Source organism: Propionivibrio sp., from assembly GCF_029255185.1.
GTDB lineage: Bacteria > Pseudomonadota > Gammaproteobacteria > Burkholderiales > Rhodocyclaceae > Propionivibrio.
Genome location: NZ_JAPUVO010000095.1, coordinates 17,312 through 32,247, shown reverse-complemented (window position 1 = coordinate 32,247; position 14,936 = coordinate 17,312). Strand labels below are relative to the sequence as shown.

Here is a 14,936-nt window from a genome sequence, read left to right as displayed (position 1 = left end):
GCTCAATCGAGAAATATATCCCGGTACGCGACATAGATGGAGCAGTTGATTGTCGGGACCAGCAACAGCCAGCCAAGAGCAATCGGAATGCTGGCGATGATCGCCAGAACAAATCCTATGATGCCCCAGAGCAGGAAGGGCAGCATATTGTGCAAACAACCAATGAAGCTTAGTTTCATGGCCTTGATTGCCGGGAGATCGTTGAGTATGACGAGCGCCGGAGCGAACCAGATCGACATGGCCAGAGGAATCCCCAGGCCGAGGCCAAGCACAACGCCGATGATGATGGTCGATGCGGCGGCGCCTCTGCCGAAGTTGCCGCCTATCGTGGCAACGCCGATACCGCCACCAATCACCAAGGCGACAACAAGACCAATGACAAAGATACCAACCAGATTAAGCACGCCAATCAGGATCAATTGGCCAGAGTTTTGCTGAAAACCGGCGAATAGATGGCCAAAACTCAGGCCGTCGCCGGTTTGCAGGCTGCGGCAACCGAGCATCAAGCCACCGCTCACCAGCGGCATGAGCAGGTAGGTAAACAGGGGACCAACGAACGCAATCTTGCTGAGAAGCACGATGAGCACAATGTACGTTACGGATATGCCGATCCATAAGCCGGTGGCTTCACGGAACAATCCCCAACCGTCATGCCACCAGGCGCTGCCACGTCCGGCTCCGACGCGATTGGGCTCACCAAGCAAGGGGCCGTCGCTATCGGGGCGTACATCCTCTACGTGAGCTGTTGGCGCCTGAAAAGGATTTTTGGTCCATGCAGCGGGAATCGGACGCTCCTTATTTTCCGGCAGGTGGGATTCAGACATGATTTGTTCTCCCTGAAGGGTTATCAAATGGTGCCGCTACGTTTCATTTCCCAGTATCGATTGACCAGCGCAACGGGGAGCTGCGGTGGATCGGTATCGAGAACATTAATGCCCTGAGCACGTAGGTGCGCAAGTTGGGTCTGTCGTGCTTGCCGGTAGTCGATGGCAGCAGCATAACTGAGCGCGTCGTCAAAGTCATTGACTGGCTTGCTTAAGAGTTGACCAAGCCCGGTTTCGCGCAGATTGGCCACCAGCACGAGGTGGCGACGGCGTAACTGGATGAGTGCCGGCTGCAGCGTTGAATCATCCTCATCACGCAAATTGGTGAGCAGGATCACCAGCGAGCGTTTCTGTACATGACGACACAGCATTTCGCTGGCAACGAAGTAGTCCGGGGTTTGCAGTGTCGGCTGCAGGTCGTAGGTGGCATTTAGCAACAACTGTAGCGTCGCCATCGACTTGCGTGCCCGAAAGAAACGCGGCGAGGGATGAGCGAAGGTGCCGAAGCCGACGGCATCGCCCTGACGCAAAGCAACATAGGCCAGCAACAGCGTGGCGTTCAGGGTGTGATCGAAATGCGAGAGATCATCGTCGCGGCTACGCATGCGCTGGCCGCAGTCGAGCAGGAAGAATATCTGTTGGTCGCGCTCGTCCTGATACTCTCGGACGATCGGCTTGCGCAGGCGCGATGTGGCTTTCCAATCAACGTGGCGCAGAGAGTCATCACGTCGGTATTCGCGCAGTTGCTCGAAATCGGAACCTTCACCGCGTCGTCGGTGACGCAGCACGCCAAGCTGTGACAGCCGATTGTCGGTCGCCAGCAGCGCGTACTGGGTGACGCGCGCGAAGTTCGGAAAAACGCGCACCGTAGCGGCCTGGCCGGCATCGTATTGGATTTGCCACAGGCGGAACGGGGAAATGAGGCGCAGCTCTACGCGGCCAAAATAATGTTCGCCGCGCTCATTGGGGTGTAGTTGATAGGCGAGTTCGGTCCATTGACCGGACTTGATGCTGAACGAAAGCGGCAAATACTCAGCCGCAAAGACTTGCGGATGACGATCATAGAGCTCTCCGCGCACGGCGCGGTCAGGGTTAGCCATACTCAGGTGCAGGCGAATCGTTTGCACCACGCCCACCGACCAGCTTTGCGCCATGCGCCGTTCAACACTCAAGGGGTTGCCGACGCGCCGGGCAATCAACGCATCGGCCAGTGCCAAAGCCGCCAACAAGACGCCGCCGACTTGCCAGACCACGAGCGCCGGTGGCAGCCAGATCGCCACGGCCGCGCTGCCAAGCCACAGGCCGACAGTGATCAGGAGGTTACGGTGAGGAAGCAACACGGGGTTCAGACGCGTGGCGCCGGCACTGAATCAAGCAAGGCAACGAGCAAGGTGTCAGCGGTAAAGCCCTCAATTTCCGCCTCGGGCGAGGTGGTGACGCGATGGCGCAGGGCCGGCAGAGCGACGCGTTTGATGTCGTCGGGTGTAACAAAGCTTCGCCCGCCGAGCAATGCGGCGCCACGCGCGGCGCGGATCAGGGCGATACTTCCGCGCGGCCCGGCTCCGCTTGAAAACCCGTGATGGTCGCGCGTTGCCCGAACAATGGCCACGGCATAATCGAGTACACGCTCGTCGATATCAACCAGCGCGGTCGCCATTTGCAGCGATTCGATGTGCTTGGCGCCGACCAGTGTGTTGACCTTGTCGACGACTAGATCGGCGCCGGTGTTGCGATTCGTCACGCTGCGGGTGAGCGCCACTTCGTCTTTGGCGTCCGGGTAGTCGATGCGTATCTTGAGCAGGAAGCGGTCGAGCTGCGCTTCCGGCAGCGGGTAGGTGCCCTCCTGCTCGATGGGGTTCTGTGTCGCCAATACCATGAAGGGCTGCGGCAGACGATGGGCGTTGCCTTCAAGGGTGACCTGGTATTCCTGCATGGCTTCGAGCAGCGCCGATTGCGTCTTGGCCGGCGCGCGGTTGATTTCGTCGGCCAGCAGCAGGTTGGTGAACACCGGGCCACGGCGGGTGACGAACTGGTTGTTCGACATATCGAACATGGCGTGGCCGATCACGTCCGAAGGCATCAGGTCGGGGGTGAACTGGATGCGCGAGAATTCGCCCGAGAAGGTTTTGGCCAGCGCCTTGACCAGCAGCGTCTTGCCCAATCCCGGAGCGCCCTCGAGCAGGATGTGCGCGCCGGCAAGCAGGCCGATCAGCACTTCATCAAGCACCGCCGGCTGGCCGATTACCGCCTTGGATAACTCCTCGCGAATGGCTTGCAGCAGCGAGCTTGTTTTTTTGGTTTGTTCTTCGTTTAGCGTGCTCATACGTGGGATTCCAGAAAGTAAGTTTGGTTTGCTCGGCTTAGAGACATTGATCGAGGCGCTGCAGGGTTTGTATAGCCTTGGTAAATTGATCGGGCGTCTGCGCCTGACCAGGCGTCAGGGCTGACCAGATGTCTTTTGTCTTGCACACGGCTAGTTTGGCCAGCGCGATTCGCTGTTCCGAAGCCTCTTGCCGTTTCAGGTACGGATGGCGCAACGCCAGCCGTTTTTGGATGGCCTGCCGCACGACGGTTAGCCAGTGCGTGATCCCGCCCTCGCGCCAGACGCTGCGCCCGATGGCTGAGAGATGCTGGGTAAGGTCCCGGCGTTCACTGACCGGTGTTGCCTGCGTGCCGCCAAAGCGTGGGATGATCCGCCACAGCCACAGCGCAATTAGCACGGCAGCACTGATCAGTACCATCCAGGCGGATTCGGCCAGCCATTGTCGGAGGGTCGGTATTTCCATGCGCGAGGCCAGGCGGATTTCGCCCTGCGGCTGGTACCGCTTCAATAACGCCCAGATCAACTCGGCGTGGTCGAATTTTCCGATCCCCCGGTTGTTAAGAAACTTCAGGTCATCAACAACAGTAATCTGTCCGCGTCCCCAGACGAAGTGCAGCAAGGTATTGCGGTTTTCGGTCGGTCCGGCGTGCCACACCGGTTTCGGCAATGAGCTGCTCAGGCCGCTCCCGGAGCACTCGATACGATACAAGGTATCATCGTCGGGCAGGCCAACTTCGATCGAGGTCGGCCTGCCCGAGAGTCTGGCCTCGGGTTTTGCAGTGTTGCCAATATCGGCAACATCGCTGGCATCGCATAACAGCTTGGAGGCCCGGTCGTGCCTCAGCCCCAGCTTCGCGATCAGTGGATCATCCCCCACATTTTCGGCAGCGACGATGAGATAGCCGCCACTGTGTATCCAGGAGAGCAGGCGCTCGGCGCGTTCGGGGGCGACGTTGCGGCGCCGGTTTTCGTCGAGGATCAGCACACCACTAGCCGGCAAATCGTCGAGTGAACGTGGCGAATTTATCCGTTTGACCGGGCGACCGAGCTGTTCGAACAGGCGCTCAAGCGCCAGATAAGGGTTGCGTCGGGCTTCTTTCTGAGGCATCTCCCAGCGGCTGCTGGGCACTTGTTCAAAATTCTCCAGGAACCACAGGCCGGCGAGAGTTGCCAGCACGGTTATCGTGACGAGTGACCAGATCACCGTGCGGTTCATGCGGGTTCACCGCGGCCGGCGAAATGCAGCGCCCAGCGCTGACAAAGGTCGCGGACGCTGGCTGCGTCCGGTGGCATTTCGGCGTAGGCCGCACGTTTCCAGGCGTCGAGCAATTGGGCGAAATAGCTTGCCGCCTGCGCATCGATACGACCATCCACGCGGTGCAGGCAAATATCCTCGGTATCGCCAGCACTAAACTTGATTTGCTGACGCTGGATCAGCGCGACCAGAGTTCCCCGGTAAAGCAGTGACAGCGCCGCCGCGTAACGCCCCGAATCGACTTCGGTCAGTGCCGCACCGGCGATATCATCAGGTAGCGAAGCGGGACACAGGTTAAGACCGAAGAGCGTTTCCAGAGGTTTTTTCGCGGGTAGGTTCAAGCCCAGGACGAGGTAACGATAACGGTGCATCACCACCAGCAAAGCCACGATGGCAAGAAAGACAAGCACGTAGATCAGGCTGCGAGTTCCCCTGGCCAGCAGATCGGCGATGCGAAGCAGATACTTTACCCACCAAGCCCCTTTGTAAGCCTTGTCAGCTTGGTCAGCCTTGTTTTTCTGTTGGCGCAGCCGCCAGCTCAAGTCCTCGACCTGCTGACCGAATACCGGATCAGCGAGAATACTTGCCGTGGCCTTGCTGATGATACCGCCCGGCCGTTTGGCAGGATTGGGCGTTGGTTCGGGAAGGGTTGCAACGGTTTGCCCGGTCACTGGTAACGCGCTTGTTTCTTCGGCTCCGGCTTTACCTGGATGAACCAGTGTCCACGACAAACTGCCAGCGAGCAAGACAATCATGGCCGCACGCCCCAGCGCCGATTTCGTTGTTGAAACTGCTTGTCTGTGTTTTTCGCTCATGCGCTGGAAGGCCACTTCAATATCCCAGCCCTCCAGTTCGCTGCGCCGGTTAAGATAAAGCGAGAAGCCAGCGGCCACAAAAAAGGGTTCGACAATCGATTCCGCCGCTATCCAGGCCAGATTGAAAACATGGCTATACCCGTCGTTCGATTCGCCCGAGACAAGGTCTGCCCAGGAGAAAGCCGGCAGACCGTCGGACGGCATCAGCATATTGACCAGGCCGACAAGACCGAATTCGAAGATGAGCACAATATGCGTACACACGAGAATGAGCCAGAACGCATAACTGCTCGTCTTGCGTGAGAGAACGCGCAGGCGTGCACGGCCAGCCTTGCCGGTCTGGCCTTCGAGCTGCCAGACCGGTAGCTCGAAGGAGCGTCTGGTGTTGAACCGGCGCAACGTCAGGCCGGCAATCAGGCCGGAATGGCGCAATAACCCGGGCAACGCCCGCCAGACTTCGCGCACCGAGGGCGCCGCGCCGAACGAGGCTTCAGCAAAGACCTTGAGCAGAAGGCGGTCAAAAAGAGGTTTCAACCACCAGATGATAAAAGTGGCGATTATCGGCCATTGCCACAGCAGGGCCAGGACGAGTAGCCCGAAAGGAACGAAGGTGACGCACCACATGCGGTAAACCGGGCCGCACCAGTGGCGCAGCATTACCAGCCCAAGGTCGAGCGCTTCCCACGGACTGCGCCGGCGTAAGGCAAGTTCAAGTTGATCAAGCTGCATGTGACTTCCGGCCGGAAAAAATAAAATAAGCCAGCAGCATGACCCATACGGCAATACCTGCGCCGATCTTGACTGCGAAGGGGAGCGTGCGGTTGGGTGACCACAGCGCCTCGATAAAGGCGGCGCAAAAGGTCAGCGCCGCCGCGCCGTAGAGCAGGCGAACCGCACCCTGCGCAGCCGCCTTGAGTGCATCGAGACGACGTTTGTGACCAGGGGCGATCAGCGCCAATCCAATCTTCAGTCCGGCGGCGCCTGAAAGCACGGCGCCAAGCAGTTCTGGCCCGCTATGGCCGGCAACAAAGCCCCAGAAGGTTTCGATATAACCTAGTTGCGTTAGATGACCGGCCGCAGCGCCAATCAGCAGGCCGTTGTAGATGAGATAAAAGATGCTGCCCAAGCCAAAGGCGATGCCGCCAGCAAAACATTGGAAGTCGATACGTACGTTGTTGGCGATGTAAAAAGCCAGCATCGTCAGCTCATCCGCCGCGCCGGCGGCGCGCCAAGGCCGTACCGACGTAGGTGAGTACATCTCCTCGAACTGCGCGACATTGCGCGGCGACATCAGAAAGTAAACGCCATCCGGGTGCCATTGCAGCAGGGCCAGTGTGGCCAGTAATGGCAGGAAAAAAAACAGTGCGGCCGTGAACACAAAACGCCATTCGCTGCGTACTAGACGCGGCAAGCCAGCAAGCAGAAATTCCAGCCAGTGCCCGGCGAGGCGTTTGCGTGCTCCATAAATGCGCTGATGCGCCGCCAGCACGCGGTCGTTCAGGGAGTGGACAAGTGGGCTTGAGTAATTGCGATCGCGCGCCAGCGAAAGGTCCTGGCAAAGCCGCCGGAAGGCCGATGGCAGGGCGTCGACCGTGAGGGCAGGTGGCGTCGCCACCGCTGCTGCCATTTTCACGGCTTTCTTTGCTTTGGGTTTTTTCGTTGTCGCGCTCAGCCAGCGGTCCCACGCGTCCCAATCGCTCTGTCGCTGCTGGATAAACTGAGTTTCCTTCATGGTCGCCTTGTTATGATTTCGGAATCGTAGACGTTTGGATGATTCTGCGCTACTGAAAGGCCGGAGTCTTGTAGAGCATCCCCTGAAAATCCTGTGCACCTTGCCGCATTGAGTACGCGCCGGAGCTTTGGGCCGTACAATGGCTCTGTCAACATAATTGTCGGAGTGATCATGATTAAGCACTTTTTTGCCTTTCCCTTACTTTGCCTCGCAGCGTTGGCGGCGCATGCTGAAGTCATCAACATCGACAGCGCCGAACTGGCCCGCCTTGCGGCCAGCGGAGTGGCGGTGGTCGACATTCGTACTGCGGACGAATGGCAGGAAACCGGGGTGATTGCCGGCAGCAGGCTGCTCACCTTTTATGATGAGAAGGGACAATCCAATCCGCCACAATGGCTGGAGAAGGTCAAGGCGATCGCCAGGCCCGATCAGCCGTTGATTCTGGTCTGCCGTAGCGGCAAGCGATCGAGTGCCGCTGCGCAGTTTCTCTCGCAGCAGGCCGGCTATAAAACCGTCTACAACGCCGACAAGGGGCTCAAGGCCTGGGCCGGGGAAGGCCGGCCCGTGGTTCAGGCGGCGACGACGGCGACGGTCGTTTGTGCGCCCGGTGCGCGTTGCTAAAAGCGCAGTGACGCTCTTGGCCGGAAAGCAGGCGAAGTTGCCTGCCGAGGATGCTGCTCAGTTGGGAATAAAGCTGACGCGGCCGTCACATTCCAGCATTTGCAGTGGGTATTGATAAAGCGCGGAAAGCCGGTCGACGGTCAGTATTTCCCGGGTCGGACCGCTTTCGGTGCGACCGTCGCCATGCATCAGCAAGGCCCGGTCGCAAAAGCGCCAGGCCAGTGCCGGTTCGTGCAGCACCATGGCGACTGCGGCCCCACAGTCGCGCGCCGTACCGGAAAACAATTCAAGCATGGCGATCTGGTGTTTCAAGTCGAGATGGGCAATCGGCTCATCAAGCAGGAACAGTTGTGGCGCCTGGGCGAGCAGTGTGGCAATCGCCAGTCGCTGACGTTCGCCCCCGGACAGGGTCTGAATGTCGCGTTGTTCGTAGCTGGTCAGATCGACGGCGGCCAGGGCTTGGCGGACAATTTTTGCGTCCTTGTCGCTTTCCCAGCCCCAGCGGTCCAGATGCGGATGGCGGCCGACCAGAGCCGTTTCGAGGACCGTTGACGCGAAGGCGTCGCCGCGCACCTGCGGCAACCAGCCACGAACGAGCGCGCTCTTGCGTGCCCCCAAGCTTGCGTAGCTGAGGCCGTCGATAAGCACCTCGCCGGACTGTTCGGCGCGCAGTCCGGCGAGGACTGAAAGCAGGGTTGATTTGCCGGCGCCGTTGCGTCCGAGGATGGCCAGCCGCTCACCAGCATGCAGGGTCAGGTCGAGGTCGCGGCAAAAGGTCTTGCCGCCGATGCTGACGGTGAGTTTTCGGGCTTCGAGGAGCGGTGTTTTGCTGCTCATTTCAGACCCTTGTCCGGGCGTCACGGGTGAGGAGAAAAAGAAAAACCGGCACCCCGATCAGCGCCGTGAGAACGCCGACCGGGAGTTGCTGCGGGGTGACTATGGTCCGTGCCAGGGTGTCGGCGATCACTAGCAGACTGCCGCCGGCGAATGCCGAGGCAGGCAGTAGCAGACGTTGGTCGTTGCCCACGGCCAGCCGAACCAGATGCGGTACGATCAAGCCGATGAAACCGATTGCACCGGCCTGTGTTACTGCCGCCGCAGTGGCCAGCGAGGCTAGCAGATAAACACCGCGGCGCAAGCGGCCAACCGGGACGCCAAGGGTTTGCGCCATGTCCGCACCACGCGTCAGGAGATTGAGTTCGCGGGCAAAAGGCAGGCAGAGCAGCAAGACGGTAGCGAGGATGCCAAGAACGAGCCGCGGATCATCGGCCTGCGAAAGGTCGCCCATCAGCCAGAAAAGCATGCCGCGCAGTTTGTTGTCCGGGGCGACGGACAGCATCAGCGCCACGGCAGCGCCGCAGCCGGAAGCGACGATGACGCCGGTAAGCAGCAGACGCGTCTGCGTCCAACTGCCATCGCCGTGCGCCAGGCCAAAAACGATCAGCATGGCTGCGAGCGCACCCAGAAAGGCCGAGCCGTTGACGCCAGCCAGGCCAAAGCCAAGAAGAATGGCTGCCAGGGCGCCCACCCCAGCGCCTCCGGAAATGCCGAGAACATAGGGGTCGGCCAGCGGATTGCGCAGCAACACCTGGAGCAGCGCGCCAGCTAGTGCCAGCAATCCGCCGCAGGCAAAACCGGACAACGCGCGCGCCAGACGCAGGCTGCGCACGACCTCGCCGGCCGTACCGTCTGCGCCGCCGAACAGCGCTGACACGACCACGCTGATCGGAATGGGGATACTGCCCACCATTAGTGCTAGCGCTATGCCGAGTAACGCCAACCCGGCGAGGGCGGCGAGAATAAGCAGGGCGCGACGGCGGGTGGGCATGCTGGCCTAGAAGTCGTAGCGTGCGGAAACGAAGATGCTGCGACGATCAGCCGGGTAGTAGTAGGTATCGCTGTAGAAGGTCGAATATCCGGCGATCGACGAATACTTTCTGTCCAGCGCGTTAAGGAGCTTGGCCGTGATTCTCCAGGGCTTGAGCTTCCATACCGATTGCATGTCAAACGTCGTGTAGCCCGAAAGCATCCTCCGAGTATTGGCAAAATCACTGCTGTAACGACGTTCGCCGACGTAGCGTGCTGCCGCGGTATAGCTGCCGGTAGGACCAGTATTCCAGGTCAACAGCGCGCTGGCCTGGTCGCGCGGCACCAGCGGAATGGCATTTCCGGAGAAAGCCCCCTCGCGAAACCGGGCGTCCGCATAGGTATAGCTTGCCTTGGCTTGCAAACTGTCGGTCATTTTCCAGCCGGCTTCAAGCTCAATCCCCTTGCGCCGCGTTGGATCAAGATTGACGTTGGCTGTGCCATCGAAGCCGATTTCGTCGGTCAGATCAAGCTGGTAAAATGAGGCGCGCAGATTCGCCGGGCCGACGGCAATATCGCCACCGATTTCATTGATTCTGCCATGTTGCGGTTTGATGTCTCCGGCGAATACTGGATTGAAGAAGGCGTCGAAACCGAAGAGTTCGTCGACGTTGGCAAAGCGAAAAGTCGTACCCGTCTTGCCGTAAATGCGCCAGCCGTCAGCGGCGTAGGCCAGGCCAAGATCGTAGGCATCCTTCGTTCGCGTGGTTTCGCCCACTACCGCTGGACTGAAGAACGGTGCATAAGCATCCTGATGCGCCTTCTGCTTCATGCGCTGGTTGCGACCGCCCAGGGTAAGGCTCAGGTTTTGCGTAAACTTCGTAATGTTCTGCATGTAAAAAGCCGAGCTTTCCTGCGCAGCACCCTGGTTGGCGAAACCCGTGTTGTCCGACGTAACCTTGCCATCGTAATAATCATAGCCGAACACGGTTTCACTCGGCAGGGCGACAAGATCGTGACGCCAGCGTAGGCGCGGGGTCAGGGAGTTGGTATCACGCAAACGGTCGCTGGCCGTCGCACCGAAAGCGGAAAAATATTTCGTGTTAAGTTGCTGATGATCGAAAGCGAATTCCCCTTCAAGCGTCAGACGATCATGCAAACGGTATGAGACGCCAGGACGAATGCGGTAGCCATCACGGCTTTCGCTGTTGTGCGGAGTTCGCGTGCTGCGCGGATCGTCGCGGTAGGCGGCGGTGAAAACGGAGCCGGGTTGTCCGGCGGATTCCTTGTAAATGGCAAAGTCGGTATACACTTCGCCGCCATCAAGCAGCCATCCGACACGGCCATTGGCAGATTGCTGGTCCTGCTGGCTGTTTTTCCGATAGCCATCGGCAGCGGCATAGTTGACGAAAAGGTTGTAGTAGGCCGTGTCGTTGCCGTTGCCCAGTTGGACTTCGCTACCCTTGTAGCCAAAATCACCTAGCGTGGCAGTGACGCCGGCCACCGGGCTGCCGGATTTGTTGGTGATGATGTTGATTACCCCGCCGCTCGCACCGTCACCGTAGAGAACGGTTCCCGACCCGCGCATGATCTCGATTCGCTCGACGCTATCAAGAGGAATGGCCGACCAGATGATGCCGCCCATATCGACGGGATTGACGCGCAAGCCGTCAACCAGAATCAAAGTGTTGCTGGTCGCGGTCGCGCCAAAGCCACGCATATCGACCACAGCGTCCCGGCCCATCGCTCCGCCAATCTGGCGAACATCGATACCTGCCCGGGTGCTGAGCACATCAGGCAGGTTCTGGGCGGGCGTATTGCTAATATCCTGACGGGTAATGACACTGACGTTGGCCGCTACGCCGGGGGCGACTTCGCTAAAACGAGTGGCGGTTACGACAACGGTTTCGGCTTCCTTATCGGCGGCGATAGCCGGGAAAGCGGCAAGCAAGGCAAGGGTAAAGGAATAGCGTGGGTGCATGACAGATTTCTCCCGATGCCGACAAGCGTCCCCGCAAGTCGGCGAGCTAAAAAATCGGAAGTGCACAAAAAGGGAAAACTGTCGAGATGAGCGCGCGCGTTGGTCAGCTGAGCAATGCATACCGTGTCCGCCTCCCCGCGGCACTTCCGTCTAAATGTGCGAAGGCCGGTATCCGGGCTCACGAGTCTTGATGTGTCGCCTTCCCAGGCTGTTGCCCAGTGGCACTCCGACACATCCTCACTCGCTTACCGTTGCGGGGGCAGCACAGGCATGGTGTCTTAATGACATGCACCTGTTTCCCGTTTAACCGCGGCAGAGAATATTGAAAACCCTGCGTTGCGGCACCTTGCACGTTTTCCGCCCTGAACCAGCAGCGGAGGCCGTCGATTGTAGCACAAAGCGCATTGGTACCGTTCGGCCAGGCGGGTCGTTTGAAATAAATCACATTTAAAACCGATGCTTAGCCCTTGACTCCACTTGGTTTTTGAAATTATAGTCCGGGGCATGCTTAACGAACTCAACGCGCTCGAGAGTAAGGTCGCCCAGGTGGTGTCGCTTTGCCGCACATTGCGTGCCGAGAATGCGCAGCTCAGGCAACAACTGAGCACTGTCGAGAGTGACCGGGGGAATCTTGCGCAGCGTATGGAGTCGGCACGCGGTCGGCTTGAACATCTCGCCCAGCAATTGCCGGAAGCCAAAGCCGCCGTCTGAATGTGACCATGCCCAAAGAAGCCAACTATCTGGACATCATGTTGCTCGGCAAGGAGTACCGTGTTGCCTGCCCGCCAGCAGAGCACGACGCACTGTTGAACGCTGTCACCTATGTTGATGAAAAAATGCATGAAATTGCCGAAAAAACCAAGAGCAATATCTCCGAGCGCATTGCCGTCATGGCGGCCCTGAACATCGCTCACGAACATCTCTCGCAGAAGCACCCGGCCAATGAAATCCCGCAAAGTCCCGGGGCAGAAATAGGGCTGGACTTCGGCACCGTAAAGCGTAGAATTTCTGCCATGGAGGCACGGCTTGAGGCGGTGCTCGCACCGCAGGACAAGTTGCTCTAAGCCTCCGACAGTTGTTCCCTGCGGTGTTTGTCAAGGCCATATATTCCTTGAACCAATGTTAATTGGCGTCGGTCACGAACCATTGAAGCTGCTGTTGTGCCTGCCCCGTATGTCGGGTGGGCCTGATGCGGAAGGAAAGTGACTCAACTGAACTCCGGTTCAGGATGCCGGCCTAACGGCATTCGCGGGGGCTTTATTCGACAGCGCGGAAATTTGTTTTCCGCGCTGTTTTTTTATGGTGCCGACCAGCAAAGAGTTTGATCGATGGAAGCATTCCTCGTTTCCACGGGCATCGTGGCGCTGGCCGAAATAGGCGACAAAACCCAGTTGCTGGCTTTTATCCTGGCTGCGAAGTTTCGCAAACCGCTCCCCATTGTCCTGGGCATCCTGATCGCAACGCTGATCAACCACTCCTTTGCTGGCGTGCTGGGCTCCTGGATTACCACGCAGATCGGGCCGGAGACGATGCGCTGGGTGCTTGGTGTTTCATTCATCGCCATGGCGCTGTGGACGCTGATCCCCGACAAGTTCGACGAGAAGGACGCCAAGCTTGCGCGTTTCGGTGTTTTCGGCACCACGTTGATCGCCTTCTTCATTGCCGAAATGGGTGACAAGACGCAGGTCGCCACCGTCGCACTGGCAGCGCAGTACCATTCCGTGATTCAGGTGGTGGCCGGAACGACGTTGGGCATGATGATCGCCAACGTACCTGCGGTTTTGCTCGGCGACCGCATCGCCGAGCGCATGCCGGTACGCGCCGTACATTCCATCGCTGCCGCCATTTTTGCCCTGCTCGGTGTGGCGACCTTGCTTGGAGTTGGAGAGCGCTTCGGCTTTTGAGTTTGCGCGCGGCAGGGAACTTGTCGCGGCAGTGCGTGCCCTAGAGTGACCACCCTGCGCTGCCGAGAATCCCGATGCTGCATTTTGACAACCGCCTGGTGCGCGAACTGCCTGGCGATGGCGACGTGCGCAATCATCCACGCCAAGTGCTCGGCGCGCTCTGGTCGCCAGTCATGCCAACGCCGGTTGTCGCGCCGTGCTTGCTCGCCCATTCCCGTGAGATGGCGCAAGAGCTTGGTCTTGACGAGCACGAGTTAAGCTCACCGGCGTGGGTCGCGGCGCTGGCCGGCAACGCCCTGTTACCGGGAATGACGGCCTATGCTACCTGTTATGGTGGCCATCAGTTTGGATCCTGGGCGCGGCAACTGGGCGATGGTCGGGCGATCTTTCTCGGCGAGACTGTCAACCGCGCCGGACAACGATTCGAGCTACAGCTCAAGGGGGCCGGGCCAACGCCGTATTCACGCCACGCCGATGGCCGCGCCGTCCTGCGCTCGTCGATCCGTGAGTTTTTATGTAGCGAGGCCATGCATTACCTTGGCGTACCGACGACGCGCGCCCTGTCGCTGGTGACGACGGGTGAAGCGGTGGTGCGCGACATGTTCTACGATGGCAATCCGGTTGAAGAACCGGGCGCCGTGGTCTGCCGCGTTGCCCCTTCATTCATCCGTTTCGGGCATTTCGAGCTGCCCGCCGCACGCGGTGATGCAGTGTTGTTGCGCCAACTGGTGGATTTCACCATCGCCCGCGACTTCCCCGAAATGATGGCGGCCTCGGAGGTCGAGCGACTGTGGCGCTGGTTTGTCGAAATCTGCGAACGCACGGCTCGCCTGATGGTGCACTGGATGCGCGTCGGCTTCGTGCATGGGGTAATGAACACCGACAATATGTCGATTCTCGGACTGACCATTGATTACGGTCCCTACGGGTGGGTCGACGATTTCGACCCCGGATGGACGCCCAATACGACGGACGCTGCCGGCCGGCGTTACTGCTTCGGTCGCCAGCCCGAAATCGCGCGCTGGAATCTTGAGCGGCTGGCCGAAGCGTTGGCCCAGATCGCGCCCGAACCCGGCGCACTGGCGCTCGGATTTGAACGCTATGACGAATGCTATAACGCTGGCTTTCGCGAAACGTTTGCCGCTAAGTTTGGCTTTGTCGCATGGCGCGAGCCGGATGCCGTGCTGATTGAGGATGGTTTTACCCTGCTGCACGGTGCCGAGGTCGATATGACTTCGTTCTTCCGTCGTCTGGCGCTGGTCGATATTGAGGCGCCGGAACTGGCCACGCTGCGCGACGCCTTTTATCGTGCAGAACTGTTTGCTCGGCACGAGGCTGATTTGACAGCCTGGCTGGCACGCTGGGCCAGCCGCATGCGCTCCGATAACGAGTCCGAAGAATCTCGGGTGGCACGCATGAACGCCGCCAATCCGCGTTATGTGTTACGCAATTATCTGGCCCAGCAGGCGATTGACCGAGCCGAGCAGGGCGACCCGGCAATGATCCACGAACTGCTCGACGTTCTGCGTCATCCCTACACCGAACAAGCAGGACGCGAGTCTTTTGCTGCATTACGCCCCGAGTGGGCACGCCACAAGGCCGGGTGTTCGATGCTTTCGTGCAGTTCCTGACAATGCACAAAAAATCACGTGCAGAAGCTTGTAGAATGGGGCTT

At 59.4% G+C, this 14,936-nt stretch carries 14 protein-coding genes and 1 riboswitch; of the genes, 5 read left to right on the top strand and 9 right to left on the bottom strand.

Annotation, left to right across the window (positions count from 1 at the left end; all coding sequences use genetic code 11):
- Positions 1 to 2: 2 nt before the first annotated feature.
- From Q1J43_RS07535 to Q1J43_RS07510, 6 genes are read right to left on the bottom strand one after another with little or no spacing between them, the layout of a single operon-like run.
- Positions 3 to 824, bottom strand: a complete 822-nt coding sequence (locus Q1J43_RS07535; protein WP_301101826.1) for a BPSS1780 family membrane protein — start codon at positions 822 to 824, stop codon at positions 3 to 5.
- Positions 825 to 847: 23 nt separating this feature from the next.
- On the bottom strand, positions 848 to 2,161 hold the full coding sequence (locus tag Q1J43_RS07530; protein ID WP_301101825.1) for a DUF58 domain-containing protein: 1,314 nt from the start codon (positions 2,159 to 2,161) through the stop codon (positions 848 to 850).
- Between the two features lie 8 nt (positions 2,162 to 2,169).
- Positions 2,170 to 3,147, bottom strand: coding sequence for a MoxR family ATPase (locus Q1J43_RS07525; protein WP_301101824.1), 978 nt, complete (start codon positions 3,145 to 3,147; stop codon positions 2,170 to 2,172).
- A 37-nt stretch (positions 3,148 to 3,184) separates the two neighbouring features.
- On the bottom strand, positions 3,185 to 4,363 hold the full coding sequence (locus Q1J43_RS07520; RefSeq protein WP_301101823.1) for a DUF4350 domain-containing protein: 1,179 nt from the start codon (positions 4,361 to 4,363) through the stop codon (positions 3,185 to 3,187).
- Positions 4,360 to 5,946: a DUF4129 domain-containing protein gene (locus Q1J43_RS07515; protein ID WP_301101822.1), complete on the bottom strand. Its 1,587-nt coding sequence runs from the start codon at positions 5,944 to 5,946 to the stop codon at positions 4,360 to 4,362. The genes Q1J43_RS07520 and Q1J43_RS07515 overlap by 4 nt, the downstream gene beginning before the upstream one ends.
- The gene (locus Q1J43_RS07510) at positions 5,936 to 6,949 is read right to left on the bottom strand and encodes a stage II sporulation protein M (protein ID WP_301101821.1); all 1,014 of its coding nucleotides are present in this window, start codon (positions 6,947 to 6,949) and stop codon (positions 5,936 to 5,938) included. The genes Q1J43_RS07515 and Q1J43_RS07510 overlap by 11 nt, the downstream gene beginning before the upstream one ends.
- Positions 6,950 to 7,120: 171 nt before the next feature.
- Here Q1J43_RS07510 and Q1J43_RS07505 point away from each other — a divergent pair, with 171 nt between their 5' ends.
- Complete coding sequence (locus Q1J43_RS07505) at positions 7,121 to 7,570, top strand: rhodanese-like domain-containing protein (protein WP_301101820.1); 450 nt, start codon at positions 7,121 to 7,123, stop codon at positions 7,568 to 7,570.
- A 57-nt stretch (positions 7,571 to 7,627) separates the two neighbouring features.
- Here Q1J43_RS07505 and Q1J43_RS07500 read toward each other — a convergent pair whose 3' ends face one another.
- From Q1J43_RS07500 to Q1J43_RS07490, 3 genes are read right to left on the bottom strand one after another with little or no spacing between them, the layout of a single operon-like run.
- Entirely contained in the window at positions 7,628 to 8,407 is a 780-nt protein-coding gene (locus Q1J43_RS07500) for an ABC transporter ATP-binding protein (protein ID WP_301101819.1), read from the bottom strand.
- A gap of 1 nt (position 8,408) precedes the next feature.
- Positions 8,409 to 9,398 carry an iron ABC transporter permease gene (locus tag Q1J43_RS07495; protein WP_301101818.1) on the bottom strand — a complete coding sequence of 330 codons (990 nt, stop codon included), beginning with the start codon at positions 9,396 to 9,398 and terminating at the stop codon, positions 8,409 to 8,411.
- A gap of 6 nt (positions 9,399 to 9,404) precedes the next feature.
- The gene (locus Q1J43_RS07490; protein ID WP_301101817.1) at positions 9,405 to 11,357 is read right to left on the bottom strand and encodes a TonB-dependent receptor; all 1,953 of its coding nucleotides are present in this window, start codon (positions 11,355 to 11,357) and stop codon (positions 9,405 to 9,407) included.
- 145 nt (positions 11,358 to 11,502) lie between these two features.
- Positions 11,503 to 11,720, bottom strand: a riboswitch (cobalamin riboswitch).
- A 141-nt stretch (positions 11,721 to 11,861) separates the two neighbouring features.
- Here Q1J43_RS07490 and Q1J43_RS07485 point away from each other — a divergent pair.
- From Q1J43_RS07485 to Q1J43_RS07470, 4 genes are all read left to right on the top strand, one after another.
- Positions 11,862 to 12,068: a hypothetical protein gene (locus Q1J43_RS07485; protein ID WP_301101816.1), complete on the top strand. Its 207-nt coding sequence runs from the start codon at positions 11,862 to 11,864 to the stop codon at positions 12,066 to 12,068.
- Positions 12,069 to 12,076: 8 nt separating this feature from the next.
- Positions 12,077 to 12,421, top strand: a complete 345-nt coding sequence (locus Q1J43_RS07480) for a cell division protein ZapA (RefSeq protein ID WP_301101815.1) — start codon at positions 12,077 to 12,079, stop codon at positions 12,419 to 12,421.
- A gap of 264 nt (positions 12,422 to 12,685) precedes the next feature.
- Positions 12,686 to 13,261 (top strand): TMEM165/GDT1 family protein, encoded by a 576-nt coding sequence (locus Q1J43_RS07475; protein WP_301101814.1) that lies wholly within the window; start codon positions 12,686 to 12,688, stop codon positions 13,259 to 13,261.
- A 68-nt stretch (positions 13,262 to 13,329) separates the two neighbouring features.
- Positions 13,330 to 14,892, top strand: coding sequence for a protein adenylyltransferase SelO (locus tag Q1J43_RS07470; RefSeq protein ID WP_301101852.1), 1,563 nt, complete (start codon positions 13,330 to 13,332; stop codon positions 14,890 to 14,892).
- Positions 14,893 to 14,936: the final 44 nt, after the last annotated feature.

Excerpts from the sequence above, each read along its gene's own strand:
- Q1J43_RS07535 (WP_301101826.1), bottom strand. The coding sequence starts at position 824 with ATGTCTGAATCCCACCTGCCGGAAAATAAGGAGCGTCCGATTCCCGCT.
- Q1J43_RS07525 (WP_301101824.1), bottom strand. The coding sequence starts at position 3,147 with ATGAGCACGCTAAACGAAGAACAAACCAAAAAAACAAGCTCGCTGCTG.
- Q1J43_RS07520 (WP_301101823.1), bottom strand. The coding sequence starts at position 4,363 with ATGAACCGCACGGTGATCTGGTCACTCGTCACGATAACCGTGCTGGCA.
- Q1J43_RS07515 (WP_301101822.1), bottom strand. The coding sequence starts at position 5,946 with ATGCAGCTTGATCAACTTGAACTTGCCTTACGCCGGCGCAGTCCGTGG.
- Q1J43_RS07510 (WP_301101821.1), bottom strand. The coding sequence starts at position 6,949 with ATGAAGGAAACTCAGTTTATCCAGCAGCGACAGAGCGATTGGGACGCG.
- Q1J43_RS07505 (WP_301101820.1), top strand. The coding sequence starts at position 7,121 with ATGATTAAGCACTTTTTTGCCTTTCCCTTACTTTGCCTCGCAGCGTTG.
- Q1J43_RS07500 (WP_301101819.1), bottom strand. The coding sequence starts at position 8,407 with ATGAGCAGCAAAACACCGCTCCTCGAAGCCCGAAAACTCACCGTCAGC.
- Q1J43_RS07495 (WP_301101818.1), bottom strand. The coding sequence starts at position 9,398 with ATGCCCACCCGCCGTCGCGCCCTGCTTATTCTCGCCGCCCTCGCCGGG.
- Q1J43_RS07490 (WP_301101817.1), bottom strand. The coding sequence starts at position 11,357 with ATGCACCCACGCTATTCCTTTACCCTTGCCTTGCTTGCCGCTTTCCCG.
- Q1J43_RS07485 (WP_301101816.1), top strand. The coding sequence starts at position 11,862 with ATGCTTAACGAACTCAACGCGCTCGAGAGTAAGGTCGCCCAGGTGGTG.
- Q1J43_RS07480 (WP_301101815.1), top strand. The coding sequence starts at position 12,077 with ATGCCCAAAGAAGCCAACTATCTGGACATCATGTTGCTCGGCAAGGAG.
- Q1J43_RS07475 (WP_301101814.1), top strand. The coding sequence starts at position 12,686 with ATGGAAGCATTCCTCGTTTCCACGGGCATCGTGGCGCTGGCCGAAATA.